This is a genomic window from Microbacterium sp. DWRC1-3 (genome assembly GCF_049896645.1).
Taxonomy (GTDB): domain Bacteria; phylum Actinomycetota; class Actinomycetes; order Actinomycetales; family Microbacteriaceae; genus Microbacterium; species Microbacterium maritypicum.
In genome coordinates this window covers 1079541-1096782 of record NZ_JAFCUS010000001.1, presented here as the reverse complement: position 1 = coordinate 1096782, position 17242 = coordinate 1079541, and the positions used below count along the sequence as shown (strand labels likewise).

Genomic DNA, 17242 nt, shown 5'->3' with positions numbered 1-17242 from the left:
ATGTCCGCGCGTCCGGATAGCGTGGAGGCATGACACCGGATACTGCTCAGCGCGCTGTGATCGCCGCGGAGCCGACGGCATCGGGAGTCATCATCGGCGCCCCGGGAACCGGTAAGACGCGCACCCTGATCGACCGGATCGTGCACCTGCTCGACGCCGAGGCGCTCCGCCCGGAGCAGGTGCTCGCGCTCACGCCGAACCGTCAGGCGGCGACCGCTCTGCGCGACCGGATCGGCGTGCGCATCGGCCAGGCGACGCCCGGACCACTGGCCCGCTCGCTCGGCTCTTTCGCCTTCCAGCTGGTGCGTGGAGCGATGGTGAGAGAGGGAGCGGAGCCGCCGGCGCTGCTGACGGGTGCCGACCAGGACCGGATCATCGCCGAGCTGCTCAGCGGCGATGCGGAAGACGGGCGTATCGCGTGGCCGGATGCACTGAGCCCTTCGGTGCGGGCATCGAAGGGGTTCCGCTCGGAGCTGCGCGCATTCCTCGCCGAGTGCACGGAGATCGGTGTCGACGCCGCGGAGCTGCGAGCATCGGGCAACGAGGTGTGGGCGGCGACGGCGGAGTTCCTCGTGGAGTACCGCGCGGTGCTCGACGCGCTCCGGTCGGCCCACCGTGATGCCGCCGACCTGCTGAGCGAGGCGAGCACCATCCTGCACACGGCCGAGACGGCCGCCCTCGGCCCGCTCGCGCCTCTGCGCGTGGTGCTCATCGACGACGCGCAGGAGCTCACGCGTGGGGGGATCGCCGTCGTGAAGGCCCTGCGCAGCCGGGGGATCGCCGTGCTGGCCTTCGGTGATCCCGACATCTCCTCCGGCTCGTTCCGCGGAGCAAGCCCCGAGCTGTTCGCACAGCTCGCCGGGGTTCTGGGAGAGGTGCACGTGCTCGACGGGCCGCACCGCCAGCGTCCGGCGCTCACCGCCCTCACCCGCACGGTGACCCAGGCGATCGGTGTGTCGGGCCGGGTCGAGCATCGGCGCGCCCCCGTGCCCGTGACGGCCGAAGAGGTCGAGGCCGGGGTGTCGACGTTCGTGGCCCCGTCTCCCTACGAAGAACTCGATCGCATAGCCGGAGTGATGCGCGAGTGGCACCTCTCCGACGGCATCCGGTGGGATCGCATGGCGGTCATCGCCCACGACACGCGGCAGGTGACGACGCTGGAGACCGAACTCGCCGCCAGGGAGATCCCGACGCGTGCGGCCGGTGTGCAACGCCCGCTCGGCAGCGAGGGCATCGTGCGCGACATCGTGGGTATCGTGCGCCTGGCGCTCACCCCGGTCCAGGAGCGCACGTCGGAAGCCATCGAGGAGGCGCTGCGCACCCCGTTCGGAGGGATGGACGCGATCGGCCTGCGCCGGCTGCGTGCCCGACTCCGCCACGTCGAACTCGAACAGGGGGGATCGACGCCGGCGCGCGAGCTGCTGCGGCGGGCCATGGCGAACCCGGCGGACCTCACCCTCATCGACGCCCCGGAGTCGCGCACGGCCGAGCGTTTCGCGCTGGTGATCGAAGCGCTGGCCCGTGGCGCGGCGGCGGGAGAGACGATCCATGACCTGCTCTGGCGGGTGTGGGATCAGGCCAGGGCCGTCGACGGCAGGCGTCTGCAGATCGCCTGGCGTGAGATCTCGTTGCTGCCGACGGGGGCGGAGACGGCCCGTTCCCTCGATGCGCTGGTCTCCCTGTTCGATGCGGCGAAGCGCTTCGTCGAGCGCACACCGAACGAGAAGCCCGAGGTCTTCGTGCGGGACATCCTCGACAGCGAGGTCCCCGAGGATTCGCTGTCGACACCCGACCGGCCGGGGAAGGTCACGCTGCTGACCCCCGCCACCGCTCTGGGTACGGAGTTCGACGCGGTCGTGGTCGCCGGTGTGCAGGACGGCATCTGGCCGAACGTGCGTCTGCGCGGCGGTCTGCTGCAGACCTGGCGCCTGCCCGACGCGATCCAGGCTGCGCGCACGGGGACCCTCATCGAGCCTCCGGGAGCCCTGGATCGTCGACGTGCGGCGCTGCACGACGAGCTCCGGCTGTTCGTGCGCGCCGTGTCGCGTGCGCGCGACCGTCTCCTGATCACGGCGGTGGACGACGACGACCTGACACCCAGCCCGTTCTTCGGCTTCCTGCCCGCCCCTGAACCTCCGGAGCGGCACGCGTCGGCGGAGCACCCGCTCACATTGCGCGGACTCGTCGCCCGCCACCGGCGCACCCTCACCACGGTGTCAGCCGAGCCGGTGCGGCGGGCCGCCGCGGCGCAGCTCGCCGTTCTCGCGCGTGAGGGCGTGCCGGGGGCGGATCCGGCGGACTGGTACGGGATGACCCCTCCCTCGACCGCGGCGCCGCTGCGCGATCTCGCCGTCACGGGGGCGCGGGTCTCACCCTCGAAGATGGAGTCGTATGAGGAATGCGGTCTCAACTGGGTGGTCTCGGCTCTCGGCGGTGACACGGTGATGCCGCCCACGGCCGGCATCGGGACGATCGTGCACGAGGCGATGGAGCGGGTTCCCGAGGGAGATCTCGAGAAGATGCGCGCGATCGTGGCCGAGCACTGGCCGGAGCTCGATTTCGAGACCGAGTGGATCGGGCGCAAGGAGCGCCGTCGCGCCGACCTGCTCGTGGATCGGCTGCACACCTACCTGGGTGATGTGCGCCGCGAGGGTGGGCGGGTGATCGGCAGCGAGGTCGAGTTCCGCTTCGCCGTCGACGTGGCGGAGTCGGCCGACGACGCCGTTCCCACCGTCCACGAGGTGGGGGAGGACCGGGCGAATCAAGCGATCATCCACGGCTACATCGACCGGGTGGAGGCCTACCCGCCTGGTGCGGGCGAGCACCCCGCCGCGCGAGGTCGCGGCTGGGAGCGGATGTCGGGAGGTCCGGACGGGCCGACGGTCGTGGTGGATCTGAAGACGGGCAAGAACGATCCCGAATCCGACTCGGGCGTTCTCGCGCATGCGCAGTTGGCCGCCTATCAGGTCGCCGTGCAGCAGGGGCTGGTCGAGGGGGCGCCGCCGTCGTCGCTGGCGGGAGCACGGCTCGTGATCGTCTCCAAGACCCTTGCCAAGAGCGACTACCGCATCGCCCATCAGCACACGTTGGACGACGAGTCGCGCTCGGCCTTCCTGCTGCGCGTCGCGGATGCGGCCCGCGGCATGTCGGCGTCGAGCTTCACCGCTCAGGTCGAGTCGCACTGCGCCGACACACAGCGTCGGGTGCATCCGTGCCGTATCCACACGGTGCCGGCGGTGAGCTCGTGACGGGGTGGAACCGGGCGGAGCAGGGTGGCGAGGGGATCTCGGCCACCGACATCGCCGCCGCACTGGGGCAGCCATCGCCGACGCCGGCCCAGCAACGCGTGATCGAGGCGCCGCCTGAGCCTGCTCTCGTGGTCGCGGGTGCGGGCAGCGGCAAGACCGAGACGATGTCAGGACGTGTGGTGTGGCTCGTCGCCAACGGGCACGTGCGCCGCGACGAGATCCTCGGTCTCACTTTCACGCGCAAGGCCGCAGGCGAGCTCGCGGAGCGGATCGGTCATCGTCTCGCGGTCATCGACGAGTACGGTCGCCGCGGCCTGCTCCCGCATCTGGCGGAGATCGTGGCCGACGGATCACTGCGCAGGGTCGAGGAGGCTGCACCCGGCCGTCAGCGCGAGCTGGTGCGCGCACACGTGCTCGATGAGATCGCCGCGCACCGGGGAACCGGGTGGGATCCGGCGACCCCGCGTGCCGCGGAAGAGCTGATGATCCGGCCCCGTGTCTCGACGTACAACGCCTTCGCCGACGGGATCGTGCGCGAACACGCAGCGCGCATTGGACGGGATCCCGACGTGGCGATGCTCAGTCAGGCCGCCTCCTGGATGCTGGCACGGGAAGTCGTGCTGCGCAGCGACCTCCCCGAGCTGGAGAACATCGAGTTCGCGCTCGGCACGGTCATCGATGCCGTGCAGAGGCTCGCCGGTGACGCCCTCGACCACCGTGTCGACCTCGATCTCGCTGAGCGCATCGCGCGGGATCAGGCCCTCGCCTTCGAGCCGTATCGCGGCAACGGCGATGTCGAGAAGGCGGCGGTGAACCTCCTCAGTCTGCCGACGCTGTCGCGCCTCGTGCGCGACTACATCGCCGAGAAGCAGCGCCGCGGCGTGCTCGACTTCGCCGACCAGGTGGGCGGTGCCTACGACATCGTCGAGTCCGCTCCCGACGTCCGCGACGAGCTCCGCGAGCAGCACCGGGTGGTGCTGCTCGACGAGTATCAGGACACATCGGTCATCCAGACCCGGTTCCTCGCGGAACTCTTCCGCGACACCGCGGTGATGGCCGTCGGCGACCCGCACCAGTCGATCTACGGGTGGCGGGGAGCCAGTGCCGACAACCTCTACGCCTTCTCCGGCACGTTCTCCCGCACCGGTGCGGCGCAGACCTACAGCCTCATGACGAGCTGGCGCAACGACCGCGGCATCCTCGGGATCGCCAACCGCGTGCTCGAACCGCTCCAGCGCCCGGGGCTCGACGTGCCGCCGCTGGAACCGCGTCCGGGCGCGGGAGAGGGCACCGTGACGGTGGAGTTCCCGTTCACGGTCGATGAGGAGGCGTCGGTCGTCGCGGAGTGGTTCGCCGAGCGCCGGGCCGCACACGAAGCCCGCAACGCCGGCGAGGCACAGGGCGGTAAGGCGCACACCGGAGCGATCCTGTTCCGGTCGAAGCGGCACATGCAGACCTTCGCCGCGGCGCTCGCGGCGCGGGGCATCCCGCACCGCATCCTCGGTCTCGGCGGACTGTTGGCGACGCCGGAGGTGGTCGATGTCGTCTCCACACTCCGGGTCGTGCACGACCCCACCGCGGGGTCGGCGCTCATCCGCCTTCTCACCGGACCGCGTTTCGGAGTCGGAGTGGCCGACATGGCCGCGCTCTACTACCTCGGCCGCACGCTGTCGGAGCGCGATCCCGCGATGGCGCCGCTGCCCGAGGAGGTGCGCGTGCGGCTGCGCTCCTCGCGCGGTGCCGATGAGGCGGTGTCGATCATCGACGCGGTCGACGTGGTGCGGGCGGTGCGCGACGACTACCGGCTCCTCGAGGCGATCACCCCCGACGGCAGGGCTCGGGTGCGCGCGGCGGGAGAGATGCTGGAGCGCCTCCGCCGCGCATCCTCGCAGCCGATCCCCGAGCTGATCCGCCTGATCGAACTCGAGCTGCGCCTCGACATCGAGCTGGCCGCCAACGAGACCAGAGGGCCCGCCCGCATCGCCGCGACGCAACTGCGTGCCTTCGCAGACGAGGTCCGCGCCTTCTTGGCCGCGGACGATCGGGGAAGCATCGGCAGCCTGCTGGCCTGGCTCGACAAGGCCGAGAGCACCGACGAGCTGATGCCGCGGCCGGAGCCGCCCGAGGCCGGTGTCGTGCAGCTGCTGACGATTCACGGGTCGAAGGGGCTGGAGTGGGATGCCGTCGCCGTGGTGCGGCTGGTGGTCGACGAACTCCCCAGCCGCGTCTCCGACACCTCCGGCTGGTTCGGATTCGGGGTCGTCCCGTTCGCTCTCCGCGGCGACAGAGACGCGCTTCCCCGATTCGAGTGGGATCCGGTCGAGGCGATGGGCGACGAGAAAGACCCCGTCAAGAGGCAGAGACTCGCGCAGGCATCGCTGTCCGGCGGTGCGACGAAGGCGAACCCGCAGGGCGGCGCGATCAAACGCTTCAAGGATGCCTACAGGGCATATCAGCAGCAGGAGGAGCGGCGTCTCGCCTACGTCGGGGTCACGCGTGCGCGCACCGATCTGCTCCTCAGCGGTGCGCACTGGGCAGGACAGAAGTCACCGCGCACGCCGAGCCCCTATCTCGTCGAGGCCATCGATGTGCAGGGTCTCGATCCCATCGAAGCGGTCGACCCCGACGACAACCCCTATGACGGCCCCGGTGCCACCCTGCGCTGGCCGCTCGACCCACTGGGGGCTCGACGAGGAGTCGTCTCCGCCGCAGCCGCGGCCGTCGAGGATGCCGCCCGAGCCGGAACGGCGGAACCGTCCGTGGAGCTGGCCCGCCTGTTGGCCGAGCGTGCGGCCCGGCAGCGCGGCACCGATGCCGAAGCGCCCACGCGCGTGCCGGCATCGCGGTTCAAGGACTACGTCACCGACTTCTCCGGCACGCTGTCCTCCATCGTCAGGCCCATGCCGGAGCGGCCGTACCGGCAGACCCGTCTCGGCACGCTCTTCCACGCCTGGGTGGAGCAGCGGTCCGAGCTCGTGGGCGTCGGCAGCCGTGTGGACGAGGCGCTCTGGGAGCTCGACGAGGACGAGGCCCCGCCACAGCCCGCGTACGGAGACCCCGGGGCGGCCGAAGGGCCGAGTGCACCTGCCGACGCCGCCGATCTCGCGGTTCTGCAGGCGACGTTCGAGCGCAGCGAGTGGGGCGGGCTGCAGCCGATCGCCGTCGAGATCGAGATCGACTTCGCCCTCGGCGCCGGTCTCTCCGGGCCGGATGCGGGGGAGTCCCACATCGTCATCTGCAAGCTCGACGCCGTCTACCGGCGAGCAGACCGCGGCGATCGCATCGAGATCGTGGACTGGAAGACCGGCAAGGCTCCGCGGACGGCGGCCGAGCGCGAGGAGCGGATGCTGCAGCTCGCGCTCTACCGTCTCGCATACCACCGACGCTTCGACGTGCCCCTGGACGAGATCGATGTCGCGCTGTACTACGTCGCGGACGACCTGATCATCCGCGGCGACCGGGTCTACTCGGAGGAGGAGCTCTTCCAGCGCTGGAGCGCCGCACGCGCCGCGCGCTGAGCCTCGTCCGAGTCGTCTTCGTCGTACGCGGCCGCCGCGTTCGTCGCGGCGGGACGCGTCGCCTCGCCGACATCGGCGCTGTGGGTTCCTGCGAAGATGCTCCGCGCCTCGGAGAGGTCTTCCGTCTCGACGTTCAGCATCTCGGTGCGGTGGGCGCTGTCATCGTGATCCCGATCCGTGCCGACCGTTCGCAGCGGCTCCACCGATTCCGTGTCGGTCTGCGCCGAGTCGGACTCCTCCGGAACCTCGATCCACAGCTCTTCGGGATTGTAGGCATCCGTGTGCATGGAGGTGTCCACCTCTGTGACAGCGCCCCTCGGCACACGGTCGAGCGCATCCAGCGCGGAGTCGACGCCGGCGGTGCGGGCGTCGATGATGCTGAGATCGTCTGTGCGCAGGCCTTCGGCGAGAGCGTCGAGCAGCGCGGCGGCGTCGTCGACGATGTCCGGTCGGTGCATGGAGTCGCCGTGCACCAGCCAGCGGGCGAACTCGAGCTCGGCGAGCAGGCGAGCGCGCACCTCGAGGCCGGCATCGGGTGCACGGTCGATCGCACCGGCATAGGCGGCGTGCACGTCGGCGGCGGCGTCGGGTGCTGCCGAGAGCCAGGAGAGGTCGAGCGCGGGGTCTCCGACCGAGAGCCCGTGCCAGCCGAGGAGGCCGACGACCTCGGGGCCGAGCTCCGGGTCGTCCTCGAACAGGAACGAGGTCGACTGCACACTCCCGAGAACCACGGTGGATTCGAAGCGCCACAGGGAGTCGTCGGCGACGGCGTCGCGCCAGCGCACGGTGAGACGTGCAGGAACCCGGCCGGTGGCGGCGGCGGTGTCGACCAGACGCTCCAGCTCGGCGCGGCTCTCCTCCGCGGTGCGCGTGGCGAGTCCCGCCCCGCGGACGACCGAGGTGGGCAAGCCGTGCACGGCGGCGATCGATGCGCCCATCGACTGCGCGGCTCCGCGTCCCGGCGGTACCAAGGGGGCCTCGATCTGAAAGCCGGGCAGAAGCTCGGTCACGAGTGCGCGTCCGTCGCCGATGCGCGTCTCGCCGATGTAGGCGGGCACGCGGAACGGCAGCATGGCACGGGCACCGTCGGTGAGCGCACGGAGCGCGATCGCCTCGGCGGCGAGTTCACGCGCCGTCTCGTCGTCGTCCGCGACGCGTATCGCGAGCTCGCGACCGTCGGCCAGCGAGGCGACGGCGGAGTCGAATCGCCCCTCGCCATCCGCGCTCAGACTGCGCGCACCCGTGACCTCCGCCCCGGGCAGTGCGGCGGTCACTGCCGCGGCTAGAGTGAAAGGAGAGCGTCCCATGCCCCCAGGGTAGGTCGGCTCAGGGGCGGTCCCGCCTCCGCCACGCCCGTGAGAGAGGGAGTCGATGACCATTCCGCGCCCATCCCTCGATCGTGCAGCCGAACTCCGCGAGGAGCCGGACGTGCTCGATCGTCTGCGAAACGACCCGGCGACCCGTGTGATCGTCGTGCGCGAGGGCCGGGTCAGGGTCGTGGATTCCGCGCTGCTGCGCGTGACCCCTGACGAGGTCGTCGAGGCGAGCTGGGCTCTTCTCGGACGCGATGCCGACGGCACCGTGCTGCTCCTCGCCGCCGCACCGCCGGAGAGCGACGCGCTCGACACCGCCCCGGACGAGATCTGGCTCGGCCTGCGTGATCTCGGCGGTCGCATCGACGGGCAGGAGTCCGAGCTCCTGATCGGCGCCATCGCCCTCGCCGGATGGCTTCGGGACGCGCCGTTCTGTCCGACCTGCGGTGGGGCGACCCAGCTGCAGCAGGGCGGATGGTCGCGGCGCTGCCTCGTGTGCGCACGCCAGCACTTCCCGCGCACGGATCCAGCCGTGATCGTCGCCGTCGAGAGCAGAGACGGCGAGCGGCTCCTGCTCGGCGCCAATGCCAACTGGGGCGGGCGCATGTTCTCCTGCTTCGCGGGTTTCACCGAGGCGGGGGAATCGCTCGAGTCGACCGCGTATCGCGAGATCGAGGAGGAATCGGGGGTGCGTCTTTCCGCCCTGCGGTACGTCTCCTCGCAGGCCTGGCCGTTCCCCCGATCGCTCATGGTCGGCTTCCGTGCCGTTGTCGACGACGAGTCCGCGGCGCGCGCCGACGGCGAGGAGATCATCGAGGTGCGCTGGTTCACGCGTGCCGAGATCGGCACCGCGCTCGCCGGACACGGCCCGGTGGGGCTTCCGGGGCCGGCGTCGATCGCCCGTGCGCTGATCGTCGACTGGTACGAGGATCGCGCGTGAGCGCACTCGATGCCCTCGACGAGCGGCAGCGGGCAGCGGCATCCGTGTTGCGTGGTCCCGTCGTCGTGCTCGCCGGAGCCGGAACCGGAAAGACCCGGGTGATCACGCATCGCATCGCACACGGCGTCGACACCGGCGCATACTCGCCCTCGCGCGTCATGGCGGTCACCTTCACCGCGAAAGCGGCGGGAGAGCTCCGCGGTCGCCTGCGGGCGCTCGGTGTCGAAGGCGTCGCCGCCCGCACGTTCCATGCGACCGCGCTCGCGCAGCTGAACTTCTTCTGGCCCACGCTGGCCGGATCGCCCGCGCCATCCATCATCGACAACAAGGTGCGGATGCTGGGGCAGGCGGCCGACGCGATCCGCCTCCGTCCCAGCACCGCGACGCTCCGTGACATCGCTTCCGAGATCGAGTGGCGCAAGGTGTCGATGCTGTCGATCGACCAGTACGCAGCGCTCGGCCGTCCGATCAGCGGGGTCGACGCGGGGCAGCTGATCGAGCTGATGCGCGGGTACGAGGCGTTGAAGGACGATCGTCGCCAGCTCGACTTCGAAGACGTGCTCCTCGCCTGTGCGGGCATGCTGGAGGCGGAGCCGCGCGTCGCCGCATCCGTCCACGAGCAGTACCGGCACTTCACGGTCGACGAGTTCCAAGACGTCTCCCCGTTGCAGAACCGCCTGCTGGAGCTGTGGCTCGGAGACCGGCACGACATCTGCGTGGTCGGCGACGCCAGCCAGACCATCTACTCGTTCGCCGGCGCGGAGCAGCGTTTCCTGCTCGAGTTCGAGCGCCGTCACCCGGACGCCACCGTGGTGCGTCTGGAGACGAACTACCGCTCGCAGCCGCCGATCCTCACCGCAGCCAACGCTCTGATGCACGGCCGGCCCGGAGCGCTGGAGCTCGTACCGGCACGGGAGCAGTTCACCGCGGATGCGCCGACCGTCACCGCATACGAGACGGAGGGGGAGGAAGCCGCGGGGATCGCCGCGTCGATCTCCGCGCGCATCGAGGCGGGGGCCTCGCCGTCGGAGATCGCCGTGCTCTATCGCGCTCACGCGCAGTCCGCGGTGCTGCAGCAGGCGCTCGCCGCCGAGGGCATCGCGACATCCGTTCTGGGCGGGACACGATTCTTCGCCATGCCGGAGGTCCGTCAGGCGATCCTCGCCCTGCGGGCCGCCGCTGTCGCCCCCAGCGAGCAGGGATTCCTGCCCGGGGTGCAGCGCGTGCTGCGCGAGCTCGGACTCACCGACGAGCCGCCGGCCGCAGGGGGAGCGCAGCGCAGCGGATGGGAGGCGCGTCGCGCCATCCTGAGGCTCGCTGAGGAGGCAGGAGCGGATGCGAACCTGCGCAGCTTCAGCGACGCGCTGATGGCGCGGGCCAAGGACCAGCACGAACCGACGATGCGCACCGTCACGCTCTCTACCCTGCACGCGGCCAAGGGCCTGGAGTGGCCGCACGTGTATCTGGCCGGATGGGCGGAGGGATCGCTGCCCATCTCGTATGCGACGACGTTCGAGGCGGTCGACGAAGAGCGACGGCTGGCCTACGTGGGGGTCACGCGCGCCGCGCGAACGCTGGCGCTGTCGTGGTCGAGATCAGCGGGGCGGGGTGAGCGTTCCCCGTCTCGGTTCCTCGCTGAGATGGGGACCACGGGGCGCGGCACCGGCATTCTTCGTGAAACGACACCGAACGCCACTCGAGCGAGCCGTCCGCGCTGACGCGCACCAGGCGCCCGTCGGCGGTCTCGTCGTCTGCGAGGAGCAGGGCCGCCAACCGCCCGGCCTCGGCGACCTGCGCCGCGCGGATCGGGCCGGGGTCGCGGCCGATCATCTGCGCGTGTAGCAGGGGCCAGGCCGGGTCGAGGTCTCGCGCGTGGGCGTCGCGACAGGCGAGGCAGGCCGACGCGCCGGGTACCACCAGCGGCCCGACGGTCACGCGGCCGGGTTCGAAAGATACCGGCAGGTGCGGGATGTCCTCGCGCAGGAACCGGGCGAACTGCAGCGCGGCGGCAGCGCCGTTGACGAGCACGACGCCCACGCCGGGCCGACGGCCGACCTCGACGAGGGCGATGCCTTCGTCGGCGAGCGCCTCGCGCATGCGGTACTCGCTGCGCCCGTCGGCGATCCCGATGCTCTCGACCCAGGCGGATCGTGGCGGGGCGGCGTCGTCGAGCAACAGCGGATCGAGGCGGGCGAGGAGCGTGCGCGCCGCCTCCCGCGGCGCGCCAGCCGCGTGTGCGATCACGTCGAACGCCCCGCGCCGGAAACCGGAGCGCAGTCTGCTGAGCAGCGGCTCGACCCATGCATCGTCAGCAGCGATGCGCAGTCCGGCTTCGTCGCCGAGCTGGAGCGTGTGCGCGTCGCGCCAGAGCAGAGGCGAGCTCGGGTGCAGACGCGTGAGGAGCGGAGGAGTCAGCGGCATCTCTCCGATTGTGGTGAGGATGCGGTCGGTGCGGGGCCGGAACCGGGCATCCGTGGACAACTTCTCCGTGCTCGTCGAACGGGGCAGGAGCGGTGCGGGCGTCCGCGGAATCCGCGGCCCGCCCGCACCTTCGCGCTCAGACCGGCCTGTCGCCCTCCGGGGCGGCGTCGCCGTCTTCGTCCGCATCGTTCGTCGAGTCCTCGGCGGGTGCGTCCTCCGAGAAGTCGTCCCCGTCGAGCAGGCGGGCGAGGGCCTCGTCGAACTCGTCAGCGGCCGGCTGCTCGCCGCGCTCGGCAGCCTGCAGGCGAGCGACGAGCGCACTCGGGTCGTCGATGTCCTCGGCGGTCGGCATGAGGTCCGGGTAGTCCCACAGGGAGTCTCGCCCGCTGATGCCGACGGCATCCGTCACCGTCTGCCACATGGCCGAGGCCTCGCGCATGCGCCGTGGACGGAGCTTGAGGCCCACGAGGGCACCGAGAGCGTCCTCGGCGGGTCCGCCGACCGCGCGCCGGCGCCGGGCGGCTTCCGCGATGCGTGCGCCATCGGGAAGACGAGAGGTCGCCTGGGCGGTCACGACGTCGACCCAGCCGTCGATCGTGGCGATGAGGTTCTCGAGGCGGGTGAGCGCCTCGCGCTGGGCGTCGCTCTGCACGGGAAGGAGCGCACCGCCCTCGATCGCCGCGCGCAGTTCTTCGGGGTTCGAGGGATCGAGGCGGCTGGCGACGTCTTCGAGCGCGTCCACGTCGACCGTGACTCCGCGAGCGAAGTCGGTGATCTGCGCCATGACGTGCAGGTGCAGCCACTTCGCGTGCCGGTACAGACGCGCGTAGGCGAGCTCGCGGGCGGCGAGGTAGAGCGCGATCTGGTCTTCGGGGATCTCGAGGCCTTCGCCGAAGGCCGTGAGGTTCTGCGGGATGATCGCCGCGGTGCCTGCGGGCAGCACCGGGATGCCGACGTCACCGCCGGAGACGACTTCGAGAGAGAGGTTGCCGAGCACCTGTCCGAATTGCGCGGCGAACACCGAGCCGCCCAGGCCCCGCATCAGCCGGCCTGCGCCCTGAACCACGCCGCGCATCTCTTCGGGCACCTGGGTGTCCAACGCCGAGGTCAGCGCGTCAGCGATGCTCGTCGACACGGGATCGGCGATCTCCTTCCACACCGGAAGGGTCTTCTCCACCCACTCGCCCCTGGTCATCGCGGTCGGGGTCTCGGAGAGCTCCGAGATGGTCGTCGCCTCACCGAGCCACAGGTTCGCGAGCGCGAAGGAATCGGCGAGCGAGGTGCGCGATCCGTCGGTCACGCCCTGTCCGTCGCGGTTGGCGATGAAAAGAGCCTGACGCAGCGCGTTCTCCCAGGGGTCGCCGCCGAAGGCGCCCTGCAGCTGCGACATGATCGTCTGCATCATCGCGGGGTCGAGTGTGAAGCCGTCCATCCCCTCGAACGCGCCCCGCAGCGCCTCGGGATCGATGTCGCCGCCGCTCTGGTTCGAGAGCATCTTCCGCAGGAACTCCTGGAAGTCCTCGGGTGTCGGGTCGTTGTCTGCCATGTCGCTCGCCCTCTCAGCACTTCTGTTGCCGTGGCATCTACGCTAGTCACAGGTTTCTGCGCGCGAACCCGATGCGGGCAGATCGGTGTACGCCGCTCGCGAACGACGGAGGAATGCAGTGGATCGAACGCGGTCTGGGAAGCTCGGACTCGGAGTCTGGGCGCTGATCGTCGCGCTCCTCGCGCTGGTCGTGCTGACGTTCCTTCCGTCGCCCTACGTGATCCAGCGACCGGGGCCGGTGTACGACACCCTCGGCACCGCGAAGGGTGCTGACGGCGAGCAGGTGCCGCTGATCAGCGTCGAGGGCGCCGAGACGTTCGAGACCGCGGGGACTCTGGACCTCACGACGGTGCAGGTCGTGGGCAACCGCGAGCGCACACCCAGCTGGTTCGAGCTCGCCCTGGCGTGGATGGACTCGTCCAAGGCGGTCGTCCCCCTCGACTCGGTGTTCCCCCAGGGGGTGACGAGCGAGCAGCGCGACGAGCGCAACGCCACGCTGATGGTCGACTCCCAGCACGAGGCGACAGCGGCCGCGTTGAACGAGCTCGGATACGACACCGGCGCCGAGGTCGTCGTGGTCGAGGCCGTGGCGGATTCCCCGGCCGACGGCATCCTCGAAGCCGATGACGTCATCACCGCGATCGACGGAACTCCGGTCTCCTCGGCCACGCAGCTGCGGGAGGCGATCCAGGCCGCGGCAGGAGCGCCGGTGCAGCTCACCGTGCTGCGCGGCGGCGCCGAGCAGACCGTGGAGGTCACCCCGGAGAAGCACACCGAGGGCGACGCGACCGCATGGCTCATCGGCATCACGCTGCGCACCGACTACGACTTCGAGATCGACGTCACGATCCAGCTCGACAACGTCGGCGGCCCCAGCGCCGGGATGATGTTCGCGCTCGGGATCATCGACACGCTGACCGAAGGGGAGCTCAACGGCGGGAAGGACATCGCCGGCACCGGAACCATCGACGCGGCGGGCACGGTCGGTCCGATCGGCGGTATCCGTCAGAAGCTCTACGGCGCGCGAGACGCAGGAGCCGACTACTTCCTGGCTCCCGCGGCGAACTGCGACGAAGTCGTCGGACATGTGCCGGACGGACTCCAGGTCATCCGCACGGCGACGCTCGAGGAGTCGCTCGCCGCCCTCGAGGTCATCGCGGACGACGGCGACGTCTCTGCGCTCCCGACCTGCGACCTCGCAGGCAGCTGAGCGCAGACGTCACCGTGACCGCGCTGTGATCGGGATGACAGCCTGCGCACAGTGAGCGATGCCTAGGATGGTGGGGTGACCTCCTCGCCTTCAGCTCCGAATCCGGCCACGCCTCGAACCTCACGACGCATTCTCGGCATCTCCCTGGTGATCATCGCCGCCTTGATCGCGGTGTTCTTCGTGTTCGCCTCCCTCTACACCGAATTCCTCTGGTTCGACCAGGTGGGCTTCACCGGCGTCCTCACGACGCAGTGGATCGCCACGGCGGTGATGTTCGTGGTGGGCTTCCTCGGGATGGCCGTTCCGCTGTTCGTCGTCATCCAGCTCGCCTACCGGCTGCGTCCGGTCTACGTGCGGCTCAGCTCGCAGCTGGACCGGTACCAGGAGGTCATCGAGCCGCTGCGTCGCCTGGCGATGTGGGGCATGCCCATCTTCTTCGGACTGTTCGCCGGCTTCGCGGCCGCGGGGCAGTGGAAGACGGTCTGGCTCTGGATCAACGGTGTGGCCACCTCGGACGTCGACCCGCAGTTCGGCATCGACACCGGTTTCTACATGTTCGCGATGCCGTTCTACACGATCCTGCTCGCGTTCGTCTCCGCCGTGCTCCTGCTCTCGCTCCTGGTCACCGCCCTCGTGTCGTACCTGTACGGCTCGGTGCGCATCGGTCAGGGTGAGCTGCGCATCTCGAAGCCCGCGCGCATCCAGCTCGCGGTCATCGCCGGTCTCTACCTGCTCGTGCAGGCGGCGAGCCTCTGGCTCGACCAGTACAAGACGCTCGTCGAGCCCGACGATCGCATCACGGGTGCGGCGTACACGGGCGTGAACGCGACGATCCCCGGTCTCGCCATCCTCGCGATCATCGCCGCTGTCGTGGCGATCCTCTTCTTCGTCACGGCCGTCATCGGCCGCTGGCGCTTCCCGCTGGCCGCGACCGCGCTGCTCATCGTGGCCTCGCTCGTCGTCGGCGTCGGATACCCATGGGTGGTCACCACCTTCCAGGTGAAGCCGAACCAGAACGCCTACCAGGCCGAGTACTACCAGCGGAACATCGACGGCACGAAGGAGGCGTACGGGGTCGCAGACCTCGAGACCACGCCCTTCGCCGCCAAGACCGACGCCGAGGCGGGTCAGCTGCGCGCGGATGCGGAGACCACCGCCTCCACCCGCATCATGGACCCGAAGGTCATCCCGCCGACGGTGCGTCAGCTCGAGCAGTACCGCGGGTACTACCAGTTCCAGAAGACGATGGACGTCGACCGGTACGAGATCGACGGGAAGATGCAGGACACCGTGGTGTCGGTGCGCGACCTCGACATGTCGGGCCTGGGCGACGGTGACAACTGGAACAACCGCGTCGCGGTGTACACCCACGGCTACGGCCTCGTCGCCGCCGCGGGCAACCAGCGCACCACCGACGGCGAGCCGGTGTTCCTCGAGCGCGGTATCCCCACTTCGGGATTCCTGTCCGATCGGGAGAACTTCGAGCCGCGCGTCTACTTCGGTGAGAACTCGCCCGAGTACTCGATCGTCGGCGCTCCCGAGGGCTCGGAGCCCGCGGAGATCGACTACCCGCGCGGCAAGGACGGCTCGAGCGAGACGAAGACCACGTTCGACGGCGACGGCGGCCCGAAGGTCGGCGACACGTTCACCAAGCTCCTCTACGCGCTGAAGTTCCAGTCGGAGCAGATCCTGTTCTCGAACCTCGTGAACGAGGACTCGCAGATCCTGTACGACCGCGACCCCAAGACGCGCGTGCAGAAGGTGGCACCGTACCTCGAGCTCGACAGCGACCCCTACCCGAGTGTGGTGGACGGCCGCATCGTCTGGATCGTCGACGGCTACACGACGAGCCAGACCTACCCGTACTCGACGAGCGTGAGCCTGTCCGACGCCATCGCCGACTCCAACATCCCCTCGCCGACCCTCGCGATCGACGACATCAACTACATCCGCAACTCCGTCAAGGCGACGGTCGATGCCTATGACGGTTCGGTGAAGCTGTACGCGTGGGACGACGAGGACCCGGTGCTCAAGAGCTGGCAGAAGGTCTACCCGTCGACGGTGAAGCCGATCAGCGAGATGTCGGGGGAGCTCATGAGCCATGTGCGCTACCCGACCGACCTGTTCAAGGTGCAGCGCGACATCCTCGGCGTGTATCACGTCGACAAGGCCGGATCGTTCGCGCAGCAGGACAACCGCTGGCAGACGCCCAACGACCCCCGCAGCGAATCGATGCTGCAGCCGCCGTACTACCTGACCATGCAGATGCCGGGTCAGGACTCTCCCCGGTTCTCGATGTTCTCGACGTTCATCCCGAACTCGCAGGGAGCGGGCGGCAGCCGCGATGTGCTGATGGGCTACCTCGCGGTGGATTCGGATGCCGGCTCGGAGAAGGGCGTGAAGGCGGAGGGCTACGGCCAGCTGCGCATGCTCGAGATCGACACCGACACCACGGTCCCCGGTCCCGGTCAGGTGCAGAACACCTACAACTCGGACACTTCGGTCGTGCCTCAGCTCAACCTGCTCCAGCAGGGGGAGTCCGAGGTCATCTACGGCAACCTGCTGACGCTGCCCGTCGGTGGCGGTCTGCTCTACGTGCAGCCCGTCTACGTGCAGTCGTCCGAGGGAACGCAGCTGCCGCGTCTGCAGAAGGTGCTGGTCGCCTTCGGTGATCGCGTCGCCTTCGAGAACACCCTGACCGAGGCGCTCGACACCCTCTTCGGCGGTGACTCCGGTGCCACCGGTGGTGACGACACGGTCGAACCGGATCCGAACGCCGAGGTGCCCGACACCGGCGAGGTGCCGACGACCGAGCCCACGCAGCCGACGGGAGCCGAGGCTGAGGCCCTGGCTGCCGCTCAGACCGCGCTGCTCGACCGTGAGGCCGCGCTGAAGGCCGGAGACCTCGCGAAGTTCGCCGAGGCCGACGAGCGCCTTACGGCGGCGGTTCAGAAGCTGATCGAGCTGGACTCCGCAGCGGGCAACTGATCCGCAGCACCGTATGGAATGGGCGCCCCCGAGGGGGCGCCCATTCTCGTATCGTGGT

At 70.0% G+C, this 17242-nt stretch carries 8 protein-coding genes; 6 read left to right on the top strand and 2 right to left on the bottom strand.

Going from position 1 to position 17242, the window contains the following annotated elements; all coding sequences use genetic code 11:
* The first annotated feature begins 29 nt into the window (after positions 1-29).
* Together ACP699_RS05210 and ACP699_RS05205 are read left to right on the top strand one after the other, a co-directional pair.
* Positions 30-3248 carry an ATP-dependent helicase gene (locus ACP699_RS05210; protein WP_426169742.1) on the top strand — a complete coding sequence of 1073 codons (3219 nt, stop codon included), beginning with the start codon at positions 30-32 and terminating at the stop codon, positions 3246-3248.
* Positions 3245-6766: an ATP-dependent DNA helicase gene (locus tag ACP699_RS05205; protein WP_426171529.1), complete on the top strand. Its 3522-nt coding sequence runs from the start codon at positions 3245-3247 to the stop codon at positions 6764-6766. Before ACP699_RS05210 ends, ACP699_RS05205 begins: the two co-directional genes overlap by 4 nt.
* On the opposite strand, the gene ACP699_RS05200 is transcribed toward ACP699_RS05205, so the two are convergent.
* Positions 6712-8073, bottom strand: a complete 1362-nt coding sequence (locus tag ACP699_RS05200) for a hypothetical protein (RefSeq protein WP_426169739.1) — start codon at positions 8071-8073, stop codon at positions 6712-6714. The two genes, ACP699_RS05205 and ACP699_RS05200, sit on opposite strands and share 55 nt — an antisense overlap.
* Before the next feature lie 64 nt (positions 8074-8137).
* Between ACP699_RS05200 and nudC the strand changes: the two genes are divergently transcribed.
* Positions 8138-9019: an NAD(+) diphosphatase gene (gene nudC / locus ACP699_RS05195; RefSeq protein ID WP_151486113.1), complete on the top strand. Its 882-nt coding sequence runs from the start codon at positions 8138-8140 to the stop codon at positions 9017-9019.
* Positions 9016-10737 carry an ATP-dependent helicase gene (locus ACP699_RS05190; RefSeq protein WP_055873256.1) on the top strand — a complete coding sequence of 574 codons (1722 nt, stop codon included), beginning with the start codon at positions 9016-9018 and terminating at the stop codon, positions 10735-10737. The genes nudC and ACP699_RS05190 overlap by 4 nt, the downstream gene beginning before the upstream one ends.
* An 839-nt stretch (positions 10738-11576) precedes the next feature.
* On the opposite strand, the gene ACP699_RS05185 is transcribed toward ACP699_RS05190, so the two are convergent.
* On the bottom strand, positions 11577-12986 hold the full coding sequence (locus ACP699_RS05185; protein ID WP_426169734.1) for a zinc-dependent metalloprotease: 1410 nt from the start codon (positions 12984-12986) through the stop codon (positions 11577-11579).
* A gap of 118 nt (positions 12987-13104) precedes the next feature.
* Here ACP699_RS05185 and ACP699_RS05180 point away from each other — a divergent pair, with 118 nt between their 5' ends.
* Both ACP699_RS05180 and ACP699_RS05175 read left to right on the top strand, forming a co-directional pair.
* Positions 13105-14196: a YlbL family protein gene (locus ACP699_RS05180; RefSeq protein ID WP_082531355.1), complete on the top strand. Its 1092-nt coding sequence runs from the start codon at positions 13105-13107 to the stop codon at positions 14194-14196.
* A 75-nt stretch (positions 14197-14271) separates the two neighbouring features.
* A complete protein-coding gene (locus tag ACP699_RS05175; protein ID WP_055873250.1) occupies positions 14272-17184 on the top strand; it encodes a UPF0182 family protein in 2913 nt (970 codons plus the stop codon).
* Positions 17185-17242 lie beyond the last annotated feature (58 nt).